General features: G+C 61.2%; 20 protein-coding genes. 16 read left to right on the top strand and 4 right to left on the bottom strand.

Annotated features, from left to right (window positions below):
- Positions 1–739: 739 nt before the first annotated feature.
- On the bottom strand, positions 740–2,746 hold the full coding sequence (locus ONB52_20150) for a 9-O-acetylesterase (GenBank protein MDZ7418446.1): 2,007 nt from the start codon (positions 2,744–2,746) through the stop codon (positions 740–742).
- A 238-nt stretch (positions 2,747–2,984) separates the two neighbouring features.
- Here ONB52_20150 and ONB52_20145 point away from each other — a divergent pair, with 238 nt between their 5' ends.
- Together ONB52_20145 and ONB52_20140 are read left to right on the top strand one after the other, a co-directional pair.
- Positions 2,985–3,407, top strand: coding sequence for a hypothetical protein (locus ONB52_20145; GenBank protein ID MDZ7418445.1), 423 nt, complete (start codon positions 2,985–2,987; stop codon positions 3,405–3,407).
- A 436-nt stretch (positions 3,408–3,843) separates the two neighbouring features.
- Positions 3,844–4,098, top strand: a complete 255-nt coding sequence (locus ONB52_20140) for a hypothetical protein (GenBank protein ID MDZ7418444.1) — start codon at positions 3,844–3,846, stop codon at positions 4,096–4,098.
- Positions 4,099–4,335: 237 nt separating this feature from the next.
- Here ONB52_20140 and ONB52_20135 read toward each other — a convergent pair whose 3' ends face one another.
- On the bottom strand, positions 4,336–5,589 hold the full coding sequence (locus ONB52_20135; GenBank protein ID MDZ7418443.1) for a Gfo/Idh/MocA family oxidoreductase: 1,254 nt from the start codon (positions 5,587–5,589) through the stop codon (positions 4,336–4,338).
- On the opposite strand from ONB52_20135, the gene ONB52_20130 reads away from it, so the two are divergent.
- Both ONB52_20130 and ONB52_20125 read left to right on the top strand, forming a co-directional pair.
- Positions 5,588–5,836: a hypothetical protein gene (locus tag ONB52_20130; protein ID MDZ7418442.1), complete on the top strand. Its 249-nt coding sequence runs from the start codon at positions 5,588–5,590 to the stop codon at positions 5,834–5,836. The two genes, ONB52_20135 and ONB52_20130, sit on opposite strands and share 2 nt — an antisense overlap.
- Positions 5,833–6,636: a phytanoyl-CoA dioxygenase family protein gene (locus ONB52_20125; GenBank protein ID MDZ7418441.1), complete on the top strand. Its 804-nt coding sequence runs from the start codon at positions 5,833–5,835 to the stop codon at positions 6,634–6,636. The genes ONB52_20130 and ONB52_20125 overlap by 4 nt, the downstream gene beginning before the upstream one ends.
- A 65-nt stretch (positions 6,637–6,701) precedes the next feature.
- Here the strand turns inward: ONB52_20125 and ONB52_20120 are convergent, their stop codons facing one another.
- The gene (locus ONB52_20120) at positions 6,702–7,202 is read right to left on the bottom strand and encodes a hypothetical protein (protein MDZ7418440.1); all 501 of its coding nucleotides are present in this window, start codon (positions 7,200–7,202) and stop codon (positions 6,702–6,704) included.
- Here ONB52_20120 and ONB52_20115 point away from each other — a divergent pair.
- The 10 genes from ONB52_20115 to ONB52_20070 all read left to right on the top strand — a co-directional run bounded on the left by ONB52_20115 (position 7,189) and on the right by ONB52_20070 (position 21,977).
- On the top strand, positions 7,189–8,778 hold the full coding sequence (locus tag ONB52_20115; GenBank protein MDZ7418439.1) for a hypothetical protein: 1,590 nt from the start codon (positions 7,189–7,191) through the stop codon (positions 8,776–8,778). The genes ONB52_20120 and ONB52_20115 overlap by 14 nt on opposite strands.
- Positions 8,772–9,797, top strand: coding sequence for a hypothetical protein (locus tag ONB52_20110; protein ID MDZ7418438.1), 1,026 nt, complete (start codon positions 8,772–8,774; stop codon positions 9,795–9,797). Before ONB52_20115 ends, ONB52_20110 begins: the two co-directional genes overlap by 7 nt.
- A 34-nt stretch (positions 9,798–9,831) precedes the next feature.
- A complete protein-coding gene (locus ONB52_20105) occupies positions 9,832–11,661 on the top strand; it encodes a hypothetical protein (GenBank protein MDZ7418437.1) in 1,830 nt (609 codons plus the stop codon).
- A 4-nt stretch (positions 11,662–11,665) separates the two neighbouring features.
- Complete coding sequence (locus ONB52_20100) at positions 11,666–12,460, top strand: hypothetical protein (GenBank protein ID MDZ7418436.1); 795 nt, start codon at positions 11,666–11,668, stop codon at positions 12,458–12,460.
- Between the two features lie 312 nt (positions 12,461–12,772).
- Positions 12,773–14,077, top strand: coding sequence for an aminotransferase class V-fold PLP-dependent enzyme (locus ONB52_20095; GenBank protein MDZ7418435.1), 1,305 nt, complete (start codon positions 12,773–12,775; stop codon positions 14,075–14,077).
- Between the two features lie 56 nt (positions 14,078–14,133).
- On the top strand, positions 14,134–14,937 hold the full coding sequence (locus ONB52_20090) for a sugar phosphate isomerase/epimerase (GenBank protein ID MDZ7418434.1): 804 nt from the start codon (positions 14,134–14,136) through the stop codon (positions 14,935–14,937).
- A 110-nt stretch (positions 14,938–15,047) separates the two neighbouring features.
- The gene (locus tag ONB52_20085) at positions 15,048–17,753 is read left to right on the top strand and encodes a glycosyl hydrolase-related protein (protein MDZ7418433.1); all 2,706 of its coding nucleotides are present in this window, start codon (positions 15,048–15,050) and stop codon (positions 17,751–17,753) included.
- Positions 17,754–17,901: 148 nt separating this feature from the next.
- On the top strand, positions 17,902–19,104 hold the full coding sequence (locus ONB52_20080; GenBank protein MDZ7418432.1) for an aminotransferase class III-fold pyridoxal phosphate-dependent enzyme: 1,203 nt from the start codon (positions 17,902–17,904) through the stop codon (positions 19,102–19,104).
- Positions 19,105–19,250: 146 nt separating this feature from the next.
- The gene (locus ONB52_20075) at positions 19,251–20,861 is read left to right on the top strand and encodes an amidohydrolase family protein (protein ID MDZ7418431.1); all 1,611 of its coding nucleotides are present in this window, start codon (positions 19,251–19,253) and stop codon (positions 20,859–20,861) included.
- A 264-nt stretch (positions 20,862–21,125) separates the two neighbouring features.
- A complete protein-coding gene (locus ONB52_20070; protein MDZ7418430.1) occupies positions 21,126–21,977 on the top strand; it encodes a phytanoyl-CoA dioxygenase family protein in 852 nt (283 codons plus the stop codon).
- A gap of 170 nt (positions 21,978–22,147) precedes the next feature.
- Here ONB52_20070 and ONB52_20065 read toward each other — a convergent pair whose 3' ends face one another.
- Entirely contained in the window at positions 22,148–23,074 is a 927-nt protein-coding gene (locus tag ONB52_20065) for an AraC family transcriptional regulator (GenBank protein ID MDZ7418429.1), read from the bottom strand.
- A 167-nt stretch (positions 23,075–23,241) separates the two neighbouring features.
- Between ONB52_20065 and ONB52_20060 the strand changes: the two genes are divergently transcribed.
- Both ONB52_20060 and ONB52_20055 read left to right on the top strand, forming a co-directional pair.
- Positions 23,242–24,246 carry a cobalamin-independent methionine synthase II family protein gene (locus ONB52_20060; GenBank protein MDZ7418428.1) on the top strand — a complete coding sequence of 335 codons (1,005 nt, stop codon included), beginning with the start codon at positions 23,242–23,244 and terminating at the stop codon, positions 24,244–24,246.
- Positions 24,247–24,574: 328 nt separating this feature from the next.
- Entirely contained in the window at positions 24,575–26,602 is a 2,028-nt protein-coding gene (locus ONB52_20055; protein MDZ7418427.1) for a hypothetical protein, read from the top strand.
- The last annotated feature ends 45 nt before the right edge of the window (positions 26,603–26,647 follow it).

Raw genomic sequence — 26,647 nt, 5'->3', positions numbered from 1 at the left:
CACAATCGCGGAGCGGCGGGTGGGCGTCGGCCACGCGATGTCAGCGGGAGGCAGTTTTTTTTACAGGCCATGATTTCCAGCCAGGAAACCAGGCACACCAATCCATTGAGCAATTTGGCCTCGTGGCCAGCGCGACAACAACCCTGACCGAGCCAACAAAAACCGGTCCCAGTGCGATATGAAATTTGAGGTGCACGTTCACAAGTCTGCTTTGCTGACTGATCGGCCATCATGATGTGAGATGCACGGAAGACATATGTATGCTTTGCGCTGACTCAGCGCCCGACCAGTCTTGATTTTCGCAAAGGCGGACAAGTGTGATCGCCTGGGCGCCGGAGATTTGCAGAAAAAGCTGTCGTAGTTTGACAGCTTTTTCTGTTTATATGAAAACCGGCATCATGGCATGACTGCAGCTCTGCCCGCGCCGGCGGCATCGGTTGGCTCCCGGGTTGCGCTGCAGATGTTTCCACCGGACACCCCTCCCTGCCGAAAATCCAAACACGGGCGAAGCCGATTCAAACCTTTGGACTGCGATTGTCAAACGGGATCGGCAACAATTGCGACAGGCAGTGAAATCCTTACAGCTCCCAACCTCAATCACCAGCCGGACTTTTCCCACCGGGCAAATGAACGCGCGGCGCCCTCCTCCCCACCAATCAGCGAGCGAACAAGCCAATCTGGCCGTCGCATGATCCCGAGGACCGCCGGTTGACTTTCTTCCGAAGGCCGGCATCGGTGCTCAATACTGCCGGTTCAAATGGGTCTCCCGCGTTACCCCCGGCCAGTCGTCGGTGCGGAACGGTGAGGCTGGCAGGCCTTCACGATTGAAAAGATTGCACACCGGGTTGCCCGCCCAGGCATAGCGCACGGCCACCGGCTGTGGCACTTGCGGATGGCTGACCACCACGGTTTTGCCCGCGATCTGTGCGTGTGCCCATACGAACTTGCGATCGGCGCCGGCAATCGCGAAGCCGCGCAATTCCTGATTGCCGCCGGCCAGCAACCCGCTCCCGGTGTGATCGAAGAACAGGCGGATGCGATTGTTTTCGATCTTCATGCCCTTGTAAAGCGGGCCGGAGTGCACCAGCTTCTCGCCATAAGCAATGCGGCGCGCCTGCAATGCCAGGCGCTCACCCACGCCCTGCTTGTTGCCGGGATGAATATCGTTTGCGTCGCCGATGTCGATGGTCACGGCCATGCCGGTCTTGGGTTCGGCCAGCGCCAGGGTTTGCGCCTCGCGCAGCTCGGCCCACTCGCTTTCCACCGGTTCGGTATTCACCGCCTGGTAATTGGCGAGCTGCACAAAGAGGAAGGGGAAATCGCCCTGCTGCCATTGCCGGCGCCAGTCCCGGATCAGCAGCGGGAACAGCGTGCGGTATTGATAAGCGCGGGCGGCGTTGCTTTCGCCCTGGTACCAAATCACGCCGCGCAGAGCATAGGGGATCAGCGGCGCAATCATGGCGTTGTAGAGCACGGTTGGACGGTTGGGTGTGCGCGGCGAGGGCGGCGGCAGCGGAATCTCGCGCAGACGCAAGCCGGATTGAAAGCGCCAGGCACCGGCGAGCGCAACCCGCACGGAATCACTTCCCACCAGGTAGAGCTGTTCCGGCCGGCCGTAAAAACCACCGTTGCCGCCGGTATCGAGCACCCGCACGGCGATGACATTGTCACCGGCTTGCACCAGGTCCGCCGGCACTTCATACTGCCGCGGCACATTGAACACGGTGGTGCGGCCGATTTCGCGGCCGTTGAAAAAAGTCCAGTCGAAATCATCTATCGGCCCGAGGTGTAACCGCAGTTTCCGGCCGGCAACAGTTTCCGGCAGAGTGATATGCTTGCGGAACCAAACCAGGCCGTCAAAATCCACCAGGCCGGCACGTTCCCAAACCGTGGGCAACTCCATCACCTGCCAGTTTTGATCCTCGCGTTGCGGCTCCCACCAGGGCAGATCGCTGCCCGCGGCCTGGCGATCCAACTCGGCAATCTGATGGTGCCAGCCCTGCAGGTTCTTCTCATAAAGGGCCTGATCGAAAATGCTGTCGCGTGCTGTCTTTTCCAGCAGCTCGACGAAGCCTTTGATGTCCGGCACAGTTTTCAGCGAGGCCCCGCTGGTCCAGGCCTCCACCACGGTGCCGCCCCACGCACTTTGAATCAGCCCCACCGGCACGCCGAGCTTTTGCTGCAAATGGCGGCCGAAAAAATAGGCGGTGGCGGAGAAATTCTTCACGCTGGTGGTGTCACACACCTTCCAGCCCTCGGTGTCGGCCTCGCTTTGCGGTTTGGTGCTTTTGGCCCGCTTGATGAGCAGCAACCGCAGATTGGGATGATTGGCTGCCGCGACTTCCTCGCGGAAATTGTTCACCTTCGCCCATGTGCTCACCAGCGGCATTTCCATGTTGGACTGGCCGGAGCACAGCCACACCTCGCCGATCATGACATTGCGAAAACGCAGCGTGTCACTGCTCCATACCAGCAGTTCGTAAGGCCCACCCGCCGGCATGGGATGCAAGTGCACCCGCCATTGCCCCCGGGCATCAACCCGGGCCGTTTGGCGTTGCCGCCCAAGTTGCACCGTGACAGTGGCACCCGGCGGCGCACTGCCCCAAAGCGGAATGCGCATTTTCTGCTGCAGGACCATGTGATCGGAAAAGATCGCCGGCAGCCGCGTTTGGGCACCACCAGTGTCACAAAACAGTACCAACAACAACATCACGGCGGACCACAGTCGAACCCGCTTGTGAGGCATCGTTCTTCCCTCCCTTGAATCAAATTGTGAAACCATCGCGTTGCGGACACGGATCAAAATTGCATGGGCTTCTTCCCGGCGAAGTCAGCCGCTGCGATCATTGCACAACCCTGACGTCACTCCCGAACAACTGCAGGAGGATGACTCTTGCCGTCCTTCATGCCCCGCCGGCGGGCGGGCGTATTACTCCTGCTTGTGCTGGTGGATTGTGCCGCCGGTCAGGTCCGCCTGACCGTGGATGGCGGGCAAACCCATCAAACCATTCAGGGCAGGGGCGGCAACACCTACAGGTTGGATTGTCAACGGCTGGAATGGCTGGAGCAATCCGCGTGTCCATGAGCTTGCCTTCAGCAAGCTGGGCATCACGCACGTGCGGCTGGTCACGGCGTTCGAATGCTGGGAAGCCCGCAATGACGATGACGATCCCGGGCATTTCAATTGGGAGTATTTCGCTTCGCGCTTTGAGCGGCAGGATACCGGGGCACGGCTGGTGCAGAGTGACTTCAACATGCTGGACAGCCTCATCCTGCGCTATCGCAAGCATCTGTTGCCCGGCATCTGGAACGTGCCCAACTGGATGGTGGCGGATTCCACCCTCGCCAGCCGGCGCAATTTGCCCGTCAATTTGCATGCCGAGTTTGCGGAATCGGTGGCAGCGTAGTTGCTTTGGGCGAGAAATCGACGGGGGATTACCTTTTCAGAAATCATACTGGCCAACGGGCCGGACGGTTATCACCTGTCCTACTCGCCCGCCGAGCTGCGCGCTTTGATCAAAACCGTTGGCGCCACACTGCAGCGCGAAGGGCTGACCACCAAAATCGTCGCACCGGATTTGCCTCGCCCTACTACGACCCCGACGAATGGGTGGCGCCGTTGCTCACGAATTCGCTTGCCGCTTCCCACCTGGGCGCGATTTCCTATCACACTTACTTCGTGGAGGGCGGTCCGGATCAGTGGAATACGGGATTCGCACGCATTGCAGCGCTGGCGGCAAGCCGGGGGCCTCCCGGTCTACTTCACTGAAATCGGCACCACGCCATGGAACATTCCCTGCACCACCTGGTCATAGACCTTCGCCTGCCTGCAAATGTGGCACAATGTTCTCACACGGCAACGCCACGCGCGGTTATCACTGGGCCCTGCTGAGTCGGGACCAGGCCGTCAACACCGACGCCAGCCGCACCCCGGTCTTTTATGCTTTGCAGCAGTTGTTTTTGCACGTGCCGCCGGGTGCGCAGCGCATCGCCGTGCAGTCCTCACATCCGGACCTGCGGGTGAGCGCCTTCAAACATGCAGCACCGGCGCAACTCGCGCTGGTCCTGATCAATCGTGCGCCGGTGCGCTCACACTGACGGTCACTTTGCAAAATCTGAAGGTGGACACCCTGCAGGCTTGCCGCTCTTCGGCACAGGAAAACCACCGGCAATTGGCGCCACTGCCCATGGCGCACCAGGCAGTGCAAGTGACACTCCCCAGCCAGGCAGTTCTGACGTTGAGCGGCAGTCGCTGCCGCACGAGGCGATGACGCCGCCCCTGCCACCCACCGGGGTGCACGTCCGGCAGTGAGCCGCACGGCTGCCGGCACTGCTTCACGACTGCTGCGGAAAATGGCGGTAATCGCCGGGTACAAAAGTTTTCACCCGGCGTGGCGTGGCCCACGCGATGCCCATTTCACTGAGAAAGAGATTCTGTTGCGCGGCGGCCTGCAGATGGCGGTCGAGATCGCGCACCCGCCGGAATCGGCCCCTGGTGTTGGGCGGAAACATTTCCCAATCTTCGACCTCCTCGATGAAGTCCGGCGGCACGGTGACGATCTCCGGGCAGCTTTCATGCATGGCGTTGATCGTCAGGGTCTGGCAGCGGGCAATCTCGAGGGAACACCGCGGCTGGATATCCTGCGCGATCGCCTGCACCAAATCGCGCAGACCATGATAGCGCCAGTGCGGCTCGACGTCATTGTCGAACTGCTCGGTTGCGCCGCCGGCATAGAGGATGGTGGTTTTGCCGTTGTCGCCTTCCCAGGTGACGCGGCCCCGCTCGCAGGTGATTTGCATCAGCGGGCCGAGCTCGCGGGCGGCGGCGTGCGAGAACAACACATGGCAGTCGACGCCTTCGGTGGTGGTGAATTTCATTTGCAGCGTGTCACAGCTCGCAATGGGATAGGCGCGATAAAGTTCGGCGCGCAGCTTCGCCGGCACGGTGGCGGCATGCTCCTGCGGCGAGGCCAGATAAAGGGCATTGAGCAAATAATGCGAATGCGCGTTGTTGGCCGGGCTGTCCAGCACCCAGTTCTCACCGGTGCGCAAGCGGCCCGCCCAGTCATTGCGGCGGTAATACTGCATGCTGCGCGGCCAACTGCACAGCACCGTGATCGTTTGCACGCGGCCCAGTCGGCCGGAGCAAATGCGGGCTTTGAGCTGTTGCACCGCGTTGCTGTAGACATGCTGAAAGCCCACGGCGATTTTCCTGCCGGCCAGGTTGCGCCAGGCGATCAGTTGATCGGCCTCCTGCACCGTGGCCGCCAGCGGTTTCTCGCAATAGACATGCAAACCCGCCGCCAGCGCGGCCGCACTCACCGGGACATGCTGATGAATGCCGATCGGCACGGTGAGCACGTCTGCCGCCGGTGCGCCGGCGGCGAAAAAAGCATCGATGCTCTCAAACAGCCGGACACCCGCCGCCTGCAGGGCCGCCACCCGCTCGGGAAAGCGCTGGCGGTCGCTCGCAAGGGCGACCACGCCCGTGAGGCGGGCCAGTCCCTGTTGTGCCAGCCATGCCACCGCTTCCAGATGAACCGCCGCATAACCACCCAGGCCGATCACAACAAAACGCACAGGCTTCATGCTTTTCTTCTCCCTTGCATCAGACGCGCATGCTCCGCAATATATCGGCCGCGGCACAAAACGCCAGTGGAAATTTGCGCCGCACGGCAATCGACCGAAACTGCGAATCTTTATCGCCAAAGAAACCAGGAATCATGCGGCCGGATTTGTTACTCAACGCAACGCGGTCGGAGCAGACACCGGCTTTTTGCTTCTTAAGCTCATCACAAACCAGACCAGCACTCAACTCCTCGAGGAGCTGACATGAACACCCACGTGACGGCCGAACAAATCGCGTTTTATCAAGACAACGGCTTTCTCATTCTGGAAAATTTCCTCAGCCCGCAGGAAGTGGAGGAGATCATCGCCGCCGTGTCGGAAGCCGTGCGTCAAATGGGCAGGCAAAAGGTTGCCGGCGAGGGCAACAAGGATTTGGTCGAGGGCGAATCGTTTTACGACAAAGTCTTCGTGCAGCGTCTGAACTTGTGGAAGATCAATCCCACCATCAAAAAATACTTTCTCAGTCCGGAACTGGGCCGGATGCTCTGCCAGCTCACCGGCGCGCCCGGCATCCGGGTGTGGCATGACCAGACACTGCAAAAGCAGCCCTGGGCCAATCCGACCGCCTGGCATCTTGACAATCCCTATTGGTCCTTTCACTCGCGCCAGGCCATCTCGATCTGGGTGGCGCTCGATGAGGCGACCCTGCAAAACGGCTGTCTTTATTATCTGCCGGGCTCGCACAAGCTCGCGCGCTACGACAATGTCGACATCGGGCAAAACATGGATGCCCTGTTTCAATTTTATCCCGAGTTCCGCACCCTGGAGCCGGTGGCGGCCCCGATGAAACCGGGCGATGCCGGTTTGCACAACGGCCTGACAGCGCATGCCGCCGGGCCCAACATGACGCCGCGCTGGCGCCGCGCCATGACCTGCGCCTACATGCCCGAAGGCGCAACCTTCAACGGCATTCAAAACATCCTGTCGCAAGAACAGGTGGCCAGGCTCAAAATCGGCGATCCCCTGAATGATGACAGCCAGAACCCGCTGCTGTGGCCGAAAAAATAAACGGCCTGTGGCAGCAAAGCGGGGCGGCATTTGCCTGCGCGAAATGCCGCCGGTGTCCGTGTCATTCAGGAGATCATGGCCATGCCGCGCGCGGCCGCCTTCACGATGAAAACAAACTTTCGTAGTCGTGCCTTTGGGCACCGGCCCTGAAAGGTCGACCCTGCAGGGTCTGCCACAAAAAGTATTTTCGCGGCAGTTTTTGGACGCAGATGAACGCTGATTACCGTTGATTTATTGTGTCTGCGTTCGTCGGCGAAAATCTGTGTCCTCAAAATCTTCGCAGTCGGGATTTTTCGGGTTATGGTCATGCGCGCCGCCATCCAGCACGGTGGCAACGTGGCGCAGACAGCTTTTCTGCCTGCCGGCTGGAAGCCTGCGCTGCGGCATTTGCGCGGCAAAACGCTTTGAAGGGTTTTGCCCATGATGATTTTGCCTGAAAGTTTTTCCGCGCCACGTGAAGAGCTGCAGCCTTCACTGGCGTGAAAAGTGGCGGCTTCTTGCGGAACGACCTTGACGTTTTTGGTGCCCCCATTCCAATCCATCGCCGTCCCTATGCTCGAGATCAAAACCACCTCCGGGGTTTGGGAAAAGTTCTGTGAACAAATTCTGAACTTTCTCAAAGCCGATCTCATCGTCATGTCCATCGAGGGTGCGCCGGTGCGCGGTTTTCGCTCGCCCGATACCCCGGCGTTGTGGATTCGCGATCACTCCGACATGCTGCGCGGCGGCAAATACTTCGAGCCAGACCTGCACAGCGCGGTGAATTGCTTCGCACAAACCCAGGCTGCCAACGGCCGCATCTTCGATTATGTCACCATCTTTCCCGAAAAACTTCCCGGCGAACGTGAGAACTGGGAAAAATGGGTGCGAGTGCCGGTGGAGGCCGATGTCGAATACCGCTTCGTGAAGGCGGCCTATCTCGCCTGGCAGGCCAGCGGTGATGACGAGTGGCTGGCGCAATTGCTGCCCAACCTGGAACGCGCGCTGCAGTACCTGCGCTCCTCGCCCCTGCGCTGGGATGAACAACACCAACTGGTGAAGCGGCCCTACACCATCGACACCTGGGATTTCGACTACACCGCCGGCCGTGCGCCCTGGCTGAATTTTCAGATCACCGCGCACACCTACTGGGGCATCTTTCACGGCGACAACAGCGGGCTGTATGAAGCGGCCGAGCTGCTCGCCCGGCTGCATGCTCATCTCGGCAACGCGCAACGTGCGGCAGAGTGGGCGGAAATTGCCGCGGGGGTGCGCAACCGCGCCAACGCCCTGCTCTTCAACGGCCGCTTTTACACCCATTTCTACAAGCTCACCCCGGTCACGATTGCCGGTGTCGACGAGTCGGCACAACTGAGCCTGAGCAATCCCATGGCCATCAATCGCGGCCTGGCCACGCACGCCATGGCACTGGCGATCATCCGGGAATACCAGCGTCGCTGGCAAACCACGCGCGCCTTCGCGCCCTGGTTCGGCATCGATCCGGCCTTTCCCAGCGGCATTTTTGGCGATGAAATTCTGGTGCCGGGCGCATACATCAACGGCGGCATCTTTCCACTGTGCGGCGGGGAATTGGCGCGCGCCGCCTTCGAGCACGGCTGCGAACGCTTCGGCTGCGAAACCCTCGAGCTTTACCGCCGGCTGATCGCCGCGAGTGGCGCAACCTACCTGTGGTATTTCCCCGATGGCACGCCCTCCTCGATCGAAACCAGCACCAGCCCGGAGGCCGCGCCCACCGACGGTTGGGGCTCTTCGGCCATGCTTTATGCGTTCCTCGAGGGCCTGTGCGGCATTCAGGACCTGGGGCATTCCTTCCGCCACGTGCGCTGCGCACCGCGCTGGGCGGCGACGGCTGAGAAGCAGGTTGCCGTCAAGGTGGGATATGCGGCTTCGGGCGCCACCTTCGGCTATCGCTATCATCTGCAAGCCGGCATGCTGCACCTCCAGCTCGAGGCCCGTGACGCGCGCGTGGAAGTGCAGGCCCTGCTGCCGGACAACTGCCGGGCCCGCAGCGTGCGCTGGAACGGTGAAGCAGTGGCCTTCGCCAACCGCCGGGTGGAGGCGAGTCCGTATGTCGAGGTGCAAGGCACGGTGACAACCACGGCAGAGGTGATCATCCAATTTGAGAGTGTCCAGTCATGTTGAATTTCAGGTCGATGCGGCAAATGGCGGGCATCCTGCCGGCGGGCAGCATGCTTCTGATTCTTTTTTCGTTTCCGGTCATGGCACAAAAGCAACACAAACTCCACGCCGGCCTGGTGAAATCCAGGGGCTATGTGGTGGGTTCCGGGCTGGCAGCCAGCGGCCTGCACCGCCATGATGGCGGTCAAGTTTGGACACATATTGGCTGGAACCTGCCGCGTGTCAGTGCCATCGCGCAGGATCCCGCCAATCCCGACATCATCTATCTCGCCTGCGGCAACGGTGCAGCCCGCACGCGCGATGGCGGCAACTTCTGGCGCATGACCACGGACTGGCGCGTCACCGAGACACAGGATATTTGCGTCGATCCCCATGCGCCACAACACGTTTATCTCGCCACCGCCTACGGCATTTGGGCCAGCAAAGACGGCGCCGATACCTGGCGGGAAGCCAGCAACGGCCTGCCGAAAAAATACACCCAGAGCCTCAGAGTTGATCGCACGCGTGCCGGCCGTGTATTGGCCGGCACGGAGGGCGGCTTGTACCTTTCGACGGATGGCGCCGACAGTTGGTCGCTGCTCGGCCCGCCTGAGGTCACGATTCTCGATCTCGACCAATGTGCTGCCGCACCGAACGTCTGGCTGGCCGCCACCCAGGATCGTGGTGTGCTGCGCTCGCGGGACAATGGCACCACCTGGGAATTTGCCCGGGGCAGCATCGCGCACGCCGCGATTTATGCGGTTGCCATCGACCCGCATGATGCCAAAAACATGGCGGCCGCGGGCTGGGGGGCGGGCGTGCTGGTGAGCCGCGATGGCGGCGCCACCTGGCAGGATCGCAGCGCGGGTTTGCCGGTGCGCAATTGCTATGAAACCGTATTCGACATCGATCAGGCGGGCAGACTGTGGGTCGCGACCTTTGAAGAGGGCATTTTTTATTCGGATGACTTCGGCCGCACCTGGAAGGATGCCGGCATGCACGGTGCGATCGTATTTGATCTGGTTTTCTTGCAGCACGAATGAGCCCTTTCACCCTCAAGATTCCTGGAACCTTCCCATGGCGGTGAACTCGAATTTGACATTCAGCCTGGTGATTTGCTTTGGCATGCTGCCGGTTGCCGTAGCCTTCGGCCGGCAACGCCCCAATCGTGCCGAGTTAGTGCACGCCTACCAGATGCGTGCCGATTCCCTGATTCGTTATTATGCGCACGCCACGCCCGCCGGCGACTTCAGCCGCGGCGGTTACCTCGAGATCGCCGCGCGCCTGCACCGCAACGAGGACATGCCGTGGGTGCTGGCTCGCCTCGACAGCCTGATGCAGAAACCCGCGGGGGATATGTTCTGGATGTATCCCTTCCTCACCGTCACCTATGTGGGCCGGCACAAGCTGCCACCGGCTTACCAACAGCGCATGCGCGAGATGTGGCGCACCTATCATCCCTATCGCGGGGACACCGAGAATCACTGGGCGATGTATTACACCGCGCTCTATCTCATCACGCAAATGTATCCCGACGAGCCGGGCGGGCGCTGGTTCAATGGCCGCAGCTCACAGGAGAGCTTTGCCGAGGCGCGTGAATACCTGCTGGAGTGGATGGACCTCACCACCACCATCGGCCAGGGCGAGTACGATTCGCCGGATTACTTCGGCGTGTTTGTCGTGCCCATGGCCCAGCTTTATGCCTGGGCCGAGGAGGCAGAGATGAAACAACGCGCCGCCATGATGCTGGACTGGCTGCTGGCAGATTTTGCCGTGGACAATCTCAACGGCCTGTACACCGGCGCCCACAGCCGCACCTACCCCAAGCCGGTGAAAGAGCAATGGCGCGTGGGTGCAACCGCTTTCGCATGGCTGCTGTGGGGCAACACGCCCTTTTATCCCAGCGGGGAAGCGGCGATCCTCGCCTTGAGCGGCTACCAGCCGCCGGAGATCCTTTACAACATTGCCACCGATCGCGAGCGCCCCTGCATCCACCGGGAACGCAAGCGCACACGCCACCGCATTCGCTTCAGCGAGGTGAAAAACGCCCCGGTTTACAAATACTCCTACATGCGAAAAGAGTACGCGCTGGGATCAAGCCAGGGCGGATTGCTGCAGCCGATTCAACAACACACCTGGGACCTCACCTGGGCGGTGGAGGATCCGCGCGGCAAGCACAACACCTTCTTCACCATTCACCCCTACTCCTCCCCGCTCGAGCTGGGCATGTATTTCGCCGAGCATCTCGGCCCGATTACCGAATTGGTGGTGCGCTCGAAAACCACCTATGACTCGCCCGACAAACTCACCGGCGGCTCGCCCAATGAGCAAGTGTTTCAGCACGAGGATGCGCTGATCACCTTGTGTGACATTCCGCCGGGCACCCGCTTTTCACACTTCGTTGGCTTTTTCTCGAAGGATCTGGCGCGGCGGGAGGAGGACCCATCGGGCTGGATTTTTGCACAGGGCGGCGAGGCGTTGATCGCCTGCCATCCGCTGGCAACATACGAATGGCAGAAAGACGAGGACGGTGATTGGCGTCTCATCAGCAGGGCGCTTAAAAACGGCGCCGTCGTGCAAATTGCACCGGCGGGAGATTTTGCTTCCTTCGAGGCCTTCAAGCGAGCCGTGCGCGCGCTGCCGCTGCAGGCAACCACCCGGCCCCGGCCCGGCGTGCGCTTCACCTCGTTGCGCGGCGCGCAGATGGAATTCACTTACGGTGAAATCCCGCGCGTCAATGGTGTGGCGGTGGATTATGAAAACTGGCCGCTGTTCGACGGGCCGTTTCTGCACGCTGACAAGGGCAGCCGCAAACTGGAGCTGCGCCATGGCAGGCTACGGCGCGTGCTGGATTTCAACACGCTCACCATCACCGAGCGCGTGGTGACCGAAACGCCAGACTGGTGAAGTCATGGCCGAGGGGCATGCCGTGGCGCGCTGGGCCAGGGCCTTGCAACCGCTGGTGGGCTGGCCCGTGTGGTTTGAGAAAGCACCACGAAGCTGGCAGCCGCATTGGGCGGCGCTGCAAGGCGATCGTCTCGCCGACGTCACCCCCATCGGCAAGCATCTGGTGCTCAAACTCGCGACGGGATGGGCGATTCATTGTCATGCCATGATGTTCGGCTCCTGGCAGATTGAGAGCCGGGGGCTGGCTTTGAACAAGCCGGTCAAACACGTGCGACTGTGGCTGCGCACGGCGAAGCATGAAGCGGTTTTTTATCACGGCCCGGTGGTGGAACTCCTGCGTGCCGACGAGCTGCCGGGGCATCCGGTTCTGGCTGCGCTCGGGCCGGATATCCTGAGCCCCGCCTTCGATTGCCGGGAGGCCGGGCAGCGTCTGCAGCAGGCCGGCAGCCGCGAAATCGGTGACGCCATTCTCGATCAAAATCTCATCGCTGGAATCGGCAACATTTACAAATCCGAGGGGCTGTTTTTGGCGGGGATCGATCCCCGCCGGCATGCCGGGGAGATCACAGCGGCGGAAAGCATGCGCCTGTGGGAGGTGTTAATCCCGCTGATGCGGCAGGGGGTAATAAACGAAGGGCCAATCGTGACGCTGCCGCCTGCCTTGCGGACGGGCAGGGCACGATACTGGGTTTATCGTCGCACCCGCCAGCCTTGTTATCGCTGCAACACGCCTGTCGCGATGGTCCGGCAGGGGCAATGGCGGCGGATGACCTATTTCTGCCCCACCTGTCAGCGATAGTGTTTTGTTACTTTGGTTCAGCCGGGTGATTCGGGTGGCCATGCCGCAGGAATGATGAGGCATGTGTGCGCAGTCATCGCGAGGGCATGCAGCACAGACCTGCTGTCTGACTGCGGGCTGGAGGTTTGCGCGACGGCGTTTTCCTGAAAATCCCGACACCGTGCCCTGTCTTTCACAAGATTCGCCGCGATGACCTGCCGGGAAAAATCCACAACAAGCACGGCGCCTGTGCCTGAGGCCGGCGGTGCGAACCCCGGCATTGGCTGCGAGATGCAACGGCCTGCCCTCGCAGGCAAACTGTTTGCTGATGCCATGACAATGAACCGACGCGATTTTCTTGCGGCTGCGACAGCGAGTGTGACCGGGATGAGCGGGCTGTGGGCGGCAGCGCGATCCGATTCCAGGCAGCCGCCCGCCCTGCCGCACGTTGCTGACCACAGCATCGACGCGCATGATGAGACCTTTTGGGCCATGGTGCGCGAGCACTTCCCGCTCACGCGCGAGCGCGTCTATCTCAACACCGGCGGGCTGGGGGCCTCACCCTATGTTGTCATCGAAACGCTGCGGAATAAAATCACCGAACTGGAGCGCATTTGCGAAACCGGGCACAGCGACGAACTCTGGCATGAGATCAAATCCCGGGCCGGACACCTGCTCGGTTGCAAAGCGGAGGAGCTGGCCTACACGCGCAATGCCACCGAGGGCATCGCCATCGTCTGCAACGGCCTGCCGCTTGCGCGCGGGGACGAAGTCATCACCACCACGCACGAACACGTGGGCAACACGCTTTCCTGGCTGGCACGGCAAAAGCGCGACGGCATAGTGATCAAAACCTTCGAGCCCTCCACGCGCTCCGCGCAGGAAAATCTGGAGCGCATGCAAAAGCTGCTGACCCGGCGCACGCGCGCCCTCAGCATCCCGCATATCACCACCTCCACCGGACAGATTCTGCCGGTCAAACAAATCGGGGAATGGGCGGCGGCGAACAAGCTGTGGTATTTCGTCGATGGCGCGCAGGCCGCGGGCATGCTGCCGCTCAAGCTGCATGAGATTGGCTGCCATGCCTACGCCACCAGCGGGCACAAATGGCTGCTCGGTCCCAAGGGCACCGGCCTGCTCTACGTGCGCGAGGACGCCCTCGACCTGATTGCGGCCAAATATCTCGGCGGCTATTCCAACACCGGTGCGTTCGACATGGTAAGCGGTGCGTTTCAGCTTCATCCCACCGCACAGCGTTATGAATACGGCACGGTGAGCACGCCCCTGTTCGCGGGCCTGGGAGCCGCGCTGGACTTCCTGCTGAGCATCGGCATGGAGAATGTCTGGCGGCGCGATCATGCGCTGGCCGCTGCGCTGAAAGAAGGTTTGAACCGGCTCGGCGTTGAGGTCAACTCCCCGCAAAACCCCGCGGAACACAGCGCCATCGTCACTTTCACACTGCCGAACATGGAGCGCGGCGCGCTGCAAAATTTCCTCGCAGAAAAATACAAGCTGCGCACCCGCGCCATTTATGAAGGCGGCCTGAATGCGATTCGCATCTCGCTGCATCTCTACAACTCCTTTGCAGACGTCGGGAGGGTGTTGGAGGGCGTGCAGGCGGCGATGCGGCAGAATTGATCGAAAGAAACGGGGCAGGGCGATTCCCCCCTTTGCACAACTCCGGGAGTCCCGGCATGCGCATCGGTTTTGTGACAGATGAAATTTCCGCAGAGGTGGTGGAAGCCCTCACCATCGGCTTGGCGTGGGGCGTGCGTGATTTTGAATTGCGGGTGATCGGCGACCGGCGCGTGCCGGCGATTACGCCCGCCACCGTCGGACAAATCCTCGCGCTGCAGCAAAAACACGGGCTGCGCCTGACCGCGCTTTCGCCCGGCGTGTTCAAGGGCACCGTGCACGACACGGCGCTGTGGCAGCATGAATTGCGGGAAACCCTGCCCGCGACCTTTGATCTGGCCCGCGTGCTTGGCACACCGCTCGTGATCGTGTTCGGTTTTCAACGTTCCCCCCGCGATGTTCCCGGCGATGTAAACAAGGTCGTGGAAATTTTCCGGCAGGCGGCGCAGGCAGCGCACGCACACGGTCTGATTTTGGCAGTCGAGAACGAACCCGGCTTTTGGTGTGACACCGGCGGGAACACCAGCCGCCTGCTCGCGCAGGTCAATTCGCCGGCGCTGCGTGCCAACTGGGATCCCGGCAATGCCGTGGGCACGGCGGAACTTCCCTACCCCGAGGGCTATGATGCGCTGAAACCATGGATCGCCAATGTGCATGTGAAAGACACCATCAAGGGGGCGCTGGTGGAGTGTGTGCCGGTGGGTGAGGGCAGGGTGAATTGGCGCGGACAGTTGCAGGCGCTGGCTCGCGACAAAGTCGTCCCGCATGTCACCATCGAAACACACTGCCTGCCCTTGCTCGAAAACTCGCGGAAGAATTTGGAAGTGGTGCGCAGGATGCTGGCGGAGATCCCGAGGGGATAACAGGACAACACCAGGGCATTCCGCCGGGGCCCCGGCAGGCAGACCGCCAACCAATGACAAATTTCCACGGCAGCCAATCACCGGCTGCTGCCCGATCTCGGAAAGCCGGCATGGAACCGACCTATCACTTCATCTCCCACTCCCACTGGGATCGCGAATGGTATAAAACCTTCGAGACCTTTCGCCTGGATCTGGTGGATATGATCAATGCCCTGCTGGACATTTTCGCGCAGGTGCCGGATTATGAGCATTTCACCCTCGATGGCCAGACCATCGTGCTCGAGGACTATGCCGCCATCCTGCCGCAGCGGGCGGAGGAATTGCGACGGTTGGTGCAAGCCGGGAAGCTCGCCATCGGGCCGTGGTACGTTTTGCCCGACGAGTTTCTGGTGGCGGGGGAATCCACCGTGCGCAATTTGCTGATGGGCGCAAAAGTGGGTGCCGCCTATGGCGCGGTGATGCCGCTTGGTTACCTGCCCGACTCATTCGGCCATCTCGCCATGATGCCCGCGATTTTGCGCGGTTTTGACATGGACACCGCGATCATTTACCGCGGATTTGGCGGCGAACCCGGCCAGGAAAAATCGGAATATCGCTGGCGGGCACCGGATGGCAGCACGGTGCTGATGATTCATCTGCCGCCCAACGGCTATGGGGATGCCTATATCGGCACCGACAGTGAGGACGCCTTTCGCCGCAAGGCGCGCGAGTTGAAAGAAATTCTCGATCCGCGCGCCTCCACGCCGCATCGCCTGTGCATGAATGGCGGCGATCACCATTTTCCCGAGCCCTATCTGCCCCGGGCATTGCGCGTGATGAATGCCCTCGGCGAGGGCAGGTTCATCCACAGCAGCCTGCCCGCCTGCGTTGCGGCCATCAAACGGCATGTGGACGAGGCGCAAATCGTGTTGCCGCAAATCGAGGGGGAATTGCGCGGCGGATTCCGCTATGCCTTTGCCGTGCAATCGGGCGTGTACTCTTCGCGCATGTATCTCAAGCAGGCAAATTACGCGGCCGAGAAGCTGCTCACGCGCTACGCCGAGCCGCTTGCCGTGTGGGCGGATCTCGCCGGCCGGCGACACCTCCTCCCCATGCTGGCGCACGGCTGGAGGCTTCTGCTGCAGAATCATCCGCATGATTCGATCTGCGGCTGCAGCATCGATGCCGTGCATCGCGAGATGATGACGCGCTTTGCGAAAGTGCAGCAGGTGGGCGAGGCGATCATCGACAAAGCGGTGCGCCATCTCCACCCCGATGCCTGGCAGGGCGGGGAGCATGTGCTGGTTTTCAATCCGCAGACGCGCTGCACCAGCCAGGTGGTGCCGGCGGTGGTGGAATTCTTCCGCCAAAAGATTGTCGTGGGCTTGAATCCGACTGTTCGGGTGGAAAAGCCGCTGCCGCTGATTGCGGGTTTCTGTTTGCGTGACGAAACGGGCAGGGAAGTGCCCTGTCAAATTTTGCAGCACGAACCCGCGGGGCACGGCCTGCGCTACAGCGACTATTCCTATCCTTCCAAACGGCTCACCGAGCGCTTTCATATCCTGCTCGATGCGAAGCGGGTTCCCGCCCTGGGCTTTGCCCGCTACCGCGTGGCATTGCAGGAGCGCATGCCGGTTTATCACAGCAGCCTGTGCGCGCGGGAAAATGTTCTGGAGAATGATTTTCTGCGGGTGGAGGTGCTGGCCAACGGCGCCATCACCCTGCTGGACAAGCGTACCGGAGACCAATTCCCCGGTCTGCATGTGTTCGAAGACGGCGGAGATGCCGGGGATGAGTACAATTATTCCCCGCCACGCCAAGATGCGATTTTCACCTCGCACCAGTGTGCCGCAACCCGGCACTTGTTGGAGACCGGCCCGCTGCGCGCCACGATCGCCATCACGCTCGCGCTTTCCCTGCCCGCGGGTCTCACCGGATCGCGCCAGAGCCGGTCCCGCCGCCGCGTCCCTCTGCCGATTTGCACGCGCGTGCGCCTGTATCACAACCAGCCGTGGGTGGAATGCGAAACCACGGTGGAGAACAACGTGAAGGATCATCGTCTGCGCGTGTTGTTTGCTTCGGGACTGCAGACCAACGTCAGCCATTCCGACAGTCAATTTGGCCTCACGCGACGCGAACACCATGTCATCGATCCCGCTGCCTACAACATCGAGGTGCCGCCTGCTGTCCATCCCATGCAGCGCGGGGTGACCATGGTGGCGGGCGGGCGCGGCCTGACGATAGCCACGGCCGGCCTGCCGGAATATGAATTGAAGGTGGAGGAACCGGGCACGCTCGCGATTACGCTCTTGCGCTGTGTGGCGCGGCTTTCCGGCGGTGACCTGCTCATGCGGCCGGGCGGCGAAGCCGGCTGGATCACCGACACGCCGGAAGCGCAATGCCCGGGCACGCACTCTTTTCGTTATGCGATTATCCCGCACACCGCGGCGCAATTCGAAGACTACGGCAGTGTCAACGAGCAATTGGAAAATTTTCATCTGCCCTTTTTGGCCGTGCGGCGCGGCGGCGATCCGGCCGTCCATCTCGCACCATTTGGCATCGAGCTGGTGCCGTCCGCGCTCGTGTTATCCGCATGCAAGCCCGCGGAAGACGGGCGGGGAGTCATTGTGCGCATGTACAATCCCACGGCCGCCGGCGTGCAGGGCAGGCTAACTGTGACGGCGGGGTTGCAAGCCGCCTGGCTGACACAACTCAACGAACGGGATCTGCAGGAATTGCCAATTACCGCAGGCACACGGGTGGACTTTGAAGTTGCAGCGCGGCAAATTCTTTCGTTGCGGTTGCGGCTGGATTGCCAGGGGCTTGCGGCTGCATGACCGCGCCCGTAAAACAGCCGCCGGTTCCAGCTCTGCATGCCGGCGCCATCATTTACAACCACACGCGGCGGCTTCTGCCGGCGCCGGCACATGATCAAAAAATTTCAATCCCGCCCGGCAGGGCCGGCCGCGAACCGCAAAGCGCATCATGACGCCCAAACATGCCGAACACTACGCCCGCGCGCTGGCGCGCATGCCCTGGGCCACGCAAACCAACGCCAAGCGCTGGCGGCCGGAATACGGCGACTTCATGCCGCCGTTCATCAAACGCGCGCAGGGCTGCCGCCTGTGGGACCTGGACGACCGCGAATACCTCGATTTTCGTTGCGCCCTGGGCCCGATTATTTTGGGATATTGTTATCCGGAAGTCGAAACCGCGGTGCGGGCGCAGATGGAAAACGGCGTGCTGTTCAGCATGGCCAGCCCGCTGGAATGGGAGGCGGCGGAGGCCGTTTGTCAAAACGTGCCGTGGGTGGAACAGATCCGCTTCATGAAAACCGGCGCCGATGCCTGCACCGCCTGTGTCCGGCTGGCGCGCGCCCATACCGGCCGGGAGCACATCCTCACCTGCGGCTACCATGGTTATCATGACTGGTCTGCCCTGCGCTGGCCCAATCCCGGCGTGCCGCGCGTGCTAAACGAGTATGTGCATGAGATCAAATACGGCGATTGTGCGGCCGCCCTGAAGGTTTTCGACCAACATGGTCACGAGCTGGCAGGCGTGATCACGGTGCCGTATGACTGGAACGAGGACACGGGCGGGGAATTTCTTGCGCTGCTGCGCCAAAAGTGTGATCAATACGGCGCCTGGCTGATCTTCGACGAAGTGCTCACCGGCTTTCGTTTGGCGCGCGGCGGAGCACAGGAATATTACGGCATCACGCCGGATCTCGCCGCCTTTGCCAAAGCCCTGGCCAATGGCTATCCGCTCTCGGCCTTTGCGGGCAAACGTGAATATATGCAGACGCTGGAGCAGACGATCATCACGACCACCTATGCCGGCGAGACGCTGTCGCTGGCAGCCTGCACGGCCACGATGGCGGTCATGCGCACCCGGCCGGTGCATGAACACCTCAATCAAATGGGCCGGCGCCTGCGCGACGGTTTTCAGGAGATCATCCAAGAAACCGGTCTGCCCGCCCATGCCGCCGGTGTCGCGCCCGCCCCGTTCCTGCAGTTTGCAGGCGTCAGCGAGCAGGAAAAGCTGCAGTGGCAGAACCGGTTGTTTGCGCAATTGTTCAAGCGTGGCATTTTCCCGAGCGAGCGCTGGTTCATCACTTTCTCGCATCAGCCCGCGGATATTGAACAGGCTTTGGAAAAAGTGCGGGATGCAGCGCGCGCCATTTGCTGATTGTTGCCACGCCCGCCGGCATGCCGTTGCGCAGGAAGCGGATGAATTGCCCGGCGCAGGAGATGATGCTGCCGCAGAGCTTGCCCGCGATGACGCGCGGTGCAGAGCAGGAACCCGGAGTTGAATCTCCCGCTCTTCTCTGAACCATGAACACCAGCCTGCGCTATTTCGACAGCTTTGCCGCCCTCGGCCGGCGCGCGGGAAAAGATCCCGAGGCGCCATGGACCACCACACACTTGCTCGAAGAAATGCAACGCTGCGGTGTGCACGCCGCGCTGGTGTATGCACATCAGGCCCGCGAAGTCCATCCCGAAGTGGGCAATGCTCTCGTGCTGGCGGAATGCCGCAAGTATCCCCGCCTCCATCCCTGCTGGGTGGCGCTGCCGCATCACGCGGGCGATTTTCCCCATCCGCATGATTTGCTGCCGGAGATGCAGCGCCAGGGTGTGCGCGCGCTGAAGATTTTCCCACGCCTTTACCGCCACGCCGTCGATCAGGCCACGCTGGGGGAACTGCTGGCGGCAATGCAGGAAACGCAGACGCTGCTGATCGTCGACCGCGGGGAATACGGTGCGGCCGTGCAAATCGAATGGCCGGAAATTGCCTGGCTGTGCGAGAATTATCCCCGCCTGCCTCTGCTGCTGCACAGCGTGCGTTGGGAAGCCACGCGCCAGCTGCTGCCCCTGGCCGATCGTTTCCCCAATTTGCATTTTGAATTCTCCAACTACCAGGGCAACCGCATGCTGGAATTCTGGTGCCGGCGCATTGGCCATGAAAGATTGTTGTTCGGCACGGAAGCCCTGGAGAAGAGCATCGGGGCGGCGCGCGCCTATGTGGATTATTCCGAACTGGGCGACGAACAACGCCGCGCCATTGCCGGTGGCAACCTGCAGCGCCTGTTGCGCCTGCCCGTTCCGCCGCCGGATTATCCGGCACACCAGCCGCAGGACGGCATCATCGCCGGCGCCATGCAGGGCCGGCCCATTACCGATTCTGTGGTGATCGATGCCCATGCACACCTGTGCCGGCGCGGCACACGCGGCGCCGCCATGGTGGTCATGAATGAGGGCGATGGCCGAGGCGTGGTCGAGCGCAATCGCCGGCTGGGTGTCAAGCAGACATGCCTCAGTGCCTGGACGGCCATCTGGACGGATTATGAGTTGGGCAACGAGGACACGCGCCAGGCGATGCTGGAATTTCCCGAAGAAATCACCGGCTATGCCGTGCTCGATCCCAACTACGTCACGGATTGGGACAGGGAGCTGCGTTATTATTATGAAGCCTGCGGCTTTCGCGGCATGAAGCCCTATTTCCCGCGCATGGCTGTGCCCTACAATGATCCGCGGTTCACGCCCTGGTGGGAATACGGCAATGCCCATCGTCTCTTTGCCCTCCTGCATCCCTCCGACAACTTCAAACAAGAGATGCCCGAGCTGGCCCGGCGCTATCCCCGGGTGAATTTCATCCTGGCGCATTCCGGCTGGACCTGGACGGTGGCGCGGCAGCACGTGGCGCTGGCCAAAGAATTTCCCAATTGTTTTCTGGAAATCACTTTCACCTCGGTCACCAGCGGCGTGATCGAATACCTGGTGCGCGAGCTGGGCTCCGAACGCGTGCTCTACGGCTCGGATGCGCCCATGCGCGATCCCTTTCCGCAGTTCGGCTGGGTGGCATATGCCAATATTTCAGAGGAAGACAAGCGCAACATTCTTGGCAGAAACATGCAGCAGATTCTGGCACAGGTGAAGCTGCCGTGATGGTGGCCCCCGAACAAAACGGGGCGCGATAAACCACGAGGCCCGGAACATTCGAACGCGCATCCCTGCTTTTTCGTGTGCTTCGTGCTATTCCGTTTCGGCAGAAAGCACCGGGGGACTCCCCTGCCATGATTTTGCACCCGGCTGTCCAGGCCGGGACGCTCCCGATGTTGCCCGGGCGCATGCTTTCTCCACACCAGCCACGCGAAACCAACGGCACGTTATCGTAAAAAATCGTTCCACCAACAACATAAGGAGACTGCCATGCCCTCAGCCTCCCACCCTGCCAGCAGCGGCAGGGCACATTTTGAAAACGAAGGCTATGCCATCTTCCGCGAGGTGCTCGATGCGGAGCTGATTGCCGAGGCCCGGCAGCATGTCGAGTGGCTGCTGCAGAAAAACCCCGGCACACGGCCGGAGCAATTGCATCACACGCTGATGACCGAGGATGCTTTCTGGGTGCGGCTCATCAGCGACGACCGTCTGCTGGAAGTGGCCGAGCAATTCATCGGCCCGAACCTCGCGCTGTTCGCCTCCCACTACATCTGCAAAAGGCCGCATGACGGGCAGGCGGTATTGTGGCATCAAGACGGCAGCTACTGGCCGCTCGAGCCGATGGAAGTGGTGACGCTTTGGCTGGCGCTCGATGATACCGACCCCGAGAACGGCTGCATGCGCGTCATACCACGCACGCAGCATCTGCGCCTGCTCACGGAAGCGGAGCTGATCGAGCAAAAGGACGGCAAAAACGTGCTGGGTTCGGGGATCGATCCGGCGCAGATCGACGAAAGCCGGGCGGTGGACGTGCGGCTGCGTGCCGGAGATGTGTCGGTGCATCATCCCAACGTCATTCACGGCTCCAATGCCAACACCTCCGCGCGCTGGCGCCGTGGCCTGACCATTCGCTACATCCCCGCGACCACGCGCATCCTCGGCGAAACGCCTTTCCCGAGCGCGTTCATGCTGCGCGGTCAACCGGTGGCGGGAGGGAATACCTACCAGCCCTGGCCCCGTTACGTCGAGGGCCGGCACATGCCATTTCGTGACTGGCAGGCATGGAATGAGAAATGTGAACGGAAGAACGCGGAATATCGCGAGTTTTTGGTGAAGCACTGAAGACAGGGCGTGCGCAGGCTGTCATTGCCTGCCCCACGGCAAGGCTGGCCTTTCCACCCTTGCATCGCCTGGCGGCGGAGGCCGCTTTCAAAGAGCGGCAGCCCCGGTGCGGCGCAAACGACGCCGGCGGACGCGGGGTTGCGCCCGGCGGAAGGTGGCCGGGCCGGCCTTCAATTTTTGCCGCGGCCCGCCCTGGTGTAAAAATAACCGGCATTGAGACGGTACTGCCGGGGGGAAAGGGAAGTGTAGCGTTTGAAAATGCGGTAAAAGTGTGCCAGATCATTGAAGCCGGAGGCGAAACAAATGGAAATGATCTCCTGATCCGTTTCGGCGAGCAGGCGCTGGGCGTAGCGCGTGCGATGATAATGCAGATATTGCATGAAGGTGACGCCGTAGACCGCCTTGAACTGATTGGTGAATTGCCGCACGCTCAGACAGGCCATGCGCGCCATGTTCTCGACCGACACCGGCTCGAAGAAATTCTTTTCAATATAGCGTGCCACTTGCTGGATGCGGCTGATGGTGGGCTTGTCGCTGGTGAAATGCTGCTCCACCGGAATGTTGAGATAGATGCGATTGAGCGCAACCACGAGATTGAGCAGCGTCGCCTGAATCGCCGGAACATAGCCGCTGGCGCGCATGCGCTGTTCATAGAGAATTTTGCGCAGCATGCGCGGCAGGTCGTAGGCGGCATAATCATGCGCGCTCAGCGCTTTGAGATGACGGGCGGCAAGGATGTTGAGCTGCTCGATTTGTTCATTGAAGGTCGAAAGATGCTCCAGACTGTTGTTGCGCACCGCTACGATGTACAGCCACAGCGGCGAGGACTCCTTGTCGCGCAAATAATGCGTGGCCCCGCGCGGCACCACCAGTACGTTTTCCCGCGAAAGATGAGCCACACTGCGCTCGATGTAGCAATCGGCGATGCCGTCCAGAATGTAGTAGATTTTGGTGTAGGAATTGCGCATCGGCGGCATCACGAAACCACGCTCGTGATGACTTTCCGTGATGCTGATGCCATACGGCGGGATGACAATCTTGACCGGCCTTTTGGTGAGACGTACTGACTCCTCGGCTGCAACAGGCAAACCCGTCATGGCGCGACCTCCACAACAAACCCGTATTCACTCAGATCGAGGCGCCCGTCCTGGCTGGTGCCGAAATTGCAAATAAAGAGGTCCTGCCCTACCAAGAAAATCACGCCCGGAATTTAATACTTGTATCGCGGTTGTCAAGGTCTTTTTCCAGAACCCAGGGAGACCCTATGGCCAAACCCTCGTTGCTGACGACCACGGTCGGCAGCTATCCCGTACCTCTATGGCTGCGAACTTTCGGCACCAAGGAGCACCTGCGGGACGCCGTGCTGGTCGTGCTCAAAATCCAGGAGCTGGCCGGCATCGATTTACTCGTCGACGGTGAGCTCTACCGCTGGGACATCAATCATCCCGAAACCAATGGCATGATCGATTATTTCATCCGGCCGATGACGGGTGTGCAAACCTCCTTTTCCCGCAAGACCCTCGAGACGTTTCGCCGGCAAAGCGCCCTGGCTTATCGCGCCGAGCCGGCGGGCATCGTGGTCGAGACGCTCGGCGCCGGCACCCTGAATTTGTTGAAGGATTTCGAGTTCATCCGCCCCCTCACCACCAAACCCTTGAAGTTCACCCTCACCAGCCCCTACATGCTGGCGCGCGTGCTGCTCAATCAACACTATGCCAGCTTTGCGGAGCTGGTGCTGGCGCTCGCCGATATTCTCGCGGAGCAGGTGGTCGGCATCAATGCGGAAGTCATCCAGATTGACGAGGCCAACCTGACCGGCAACCCCGATGATGCCGACCTGGCAGCCGAGGCCATCAACCGCATCTTCAAAAACGTGCAGACGCAAAAGGCCGTGCATCTCTGTTTCGGCAATTATGGCGGTCAACGCGTGCAGCAAGGCACCTATGACCGCCTGGTGCGTTTTATCAACCGCCTGCAGTGCGACCACATGGTGCTGGAAATGGCGCGCCGACCCGAATCCGACAAGCACATGCTGGTGCAGCTCAAACCGGAGATGGGCATCGGCCTGGGCGTCATCGACATCAAAGACAATCAGGTGGAATCCCCCGAAGAAATCGCCCGCCGCATTGAAGAAGTGGCCAGGCTGGTCGGCGCAGAACGCATCCACTACGTTCACCCCGATTGCGGCTTGTGGATGCTGCCGCGTTCGGTCGCTGATGCCAAACTGCGCAATCTTGTCAGGGGCCGCGATCTCTTCCTGGGCCGCTGAGCCCGGCGTGTTTGCAAATGTGCCCGCACAACCGTACGGCGACGAAAAATAATGCCGGTGCCTTCGCTGAAGCGACAACTTTCCCCTGACAGCCACAAGTATTCCTCACCTGCCTGCCTTCCCTGCTGCAGGCCCGGCGGGGGCGGCTGCCCGAGCTTGCCGGGCGTTGTCCTTCGCTTGGGGATTACGCCGCTGGCAGGCGGTGGCTTGACAGCCGGAGCGGTGCCCTGCCCCTGATCCAGCCAAGCAAGCTTCGTGACCGCTAAGCCGGCGCGCAACACGTCACCACCACCTGTCTCCCTTTTCCATCATCCACCCGGAAAGAGCCATGGAAGCTTCGGAACATTTCTACAGCGATGATCCCGCCCTCGGCCCGCCCGATGTGCGCACGATGCTCGCCGGCATCGACTATTACTTTCTCGGAAATGGCCATCTCACCGCCGCTGTTCAAATCTGCACCTCCGGCGAGGGCACGCCGGTCGGCCTGTTACTGATGTCGCCGGATCACTTCGGCCCGAAACGCAAAGCGCTGAGCTTCGATCCGCAAACCGGACTGGCAGCCACCATGTTGCGGCTCGAGACCGGGGGAGCAATCCTGGCGGCTGACCCGGCAAGCGTCAAAGCCTTCTGGCTGCAGCAGGAAAAGATTCCGACAGTGGCGGTGTTCTGGGAGACGGAAGAGTTTGCTGTGCGTGAGCGCTTCTTCTGCCCGGACCGCTCCACTCCCCGCCTCGTGCGTGCTCTCACCATCAGCAACATTTCTTCACGATCACAGCACGTAACCCTGCACACCGGCGTGCGGGCGCAGCAGCTCACCAAAGATTTGCCTCTGGCCGGCGGGGAAACGAAGCAGTGTTTTGTCGAATATTGCCTGACGGCACAAGGTTCGGAGCAGCCGGCCGTGCTTTGTCGTTGGAGCGAACCGCAGGCTCCTTTGCCGGAGGCGGCAAACTACTGGCAACAGGCGGCGGCTTGGCTGAGCGATTCGCCGGTGCTGAATCATCTCTTCCACGCCTCCTGCCACCAATTGCAGGCGGTCATCTCCGCACGCGGTCGTTGTGATTCGAGCTGCTGGCAATACAATCTCGAATGGACGCGCGACCAGGCCATGATGGTGCAGGCACTGGTGTGCACCGGCCAATGGCAGCTCGCGGCCACCATGTTGGAGCGCATGCTGACGGAGTTCGTGACGCCCGCGGGCGACACCGTCGATTCCAGCCGCCGGCGGCCGCCGGCCGAGGTGGAACTCGACCAGAACGGCATTCTGCTCCACACCCTGCAGCTCTACTGTGATTGGACCGGTGATCTCGCTTTGATCCGGCGGCACTGGCCGCGTATTTGCGCCACCGCGGATTTGCCCTTGCAACCGGTTTTCCGCCATCCCGAAACTTTTCTGCTGCACAACCAGCGCGAATTCTGGGAGCGTCACCATCTGTTCGGCATCGAGGACGGCATGGAGCTGATGTATCAATTTTATCCGGCTCTCGGCCTGCGCAGCGCCGCCCGGCTGGCGGAATTGCTCGGCGAGCAGGACCGTGCCCGCGGCTGGCTGGAGGCGGCGCAGGCAATCACGCAGGCCATGCTGTTTGATCCCAAATTTTGTCTGATCGAGAATGGCCATTTCATCAAGCGCCGCCGCCTGAATGGCGAGGTGCAGACGGAAACGTTTCTGCGTGAGCCGGAGACGTTCCCGGCCAGCATTCCCCTGCGCCAGCCCGGCCCGCATTATTTGAATCCCGACAGCGCCGCCGCCCTGCCGATTGCGCTGGAATTCATCGACCCGCGCAGCGAGCTGGCGCAGAGAACGCTGGCGCATCTCGAAGGCTTGTGGAATACCAACTGGACCGGCGGGGGCTATGGCCGTTATCACTATACCTCCGAGCCAGACTCTCCAGGGCCGTGGCCATTTGCTTCGCTGTTCATCGCACGCGCCTGGTTCGAAGCCGGCAACGATGAAAAAGTCTGGCGTGTGTTGCACTGGCTGACGACCGTGCCCGGCGGCCGCGCCGGCGCCTGGTTTGAATTCTACGGCCCGCGGCCCATTCCACCCTGTCCGCAAATCGGCATCATTCCCTGGACTTGGGCGGAAATCATCATCTTGTGCATTCATCATGTGCTGGGAATTCGCCCGGAGTGGCGGCAGTTGCGCCTGCGCCCCCGGTTGCTGGCGGGGATGAATTGGCTGGAAGCAACGGTGAGAGTGCGGGACACAAGATTGGCTGTGCGGATTGAGAGAGTTGCCGCGGAAAGCCAGACGGGATGGTGGATTGACGGGCAACCGCAGTCCAAGCCCGCAGAGGGCTTCACCCTGCCCTGGCCGGCGCAAAACCTGTCTGTTCTTGTGAAGCAAAAATAAGGCGCGGCTCGAATGGTCCTGTCGCAATCCTCGCGTGAAAGATCG

Source organism: candidate division KSB1 bacterium, from assembly GCA_034506255.1.
GTDB lineage: Bacteria > Zhuqueibacterota > Zhuqueibacteria > Zhuqueibacterales > Zhuqueibacteraceae > Coneutiohabitans > Coneutiohabitans thermophilus.
The sequence above is the reverse complement of the archived record's forward strand: the minus strand, read 5'-3'. Positions and strand labels throughout refer to the sequence as shown.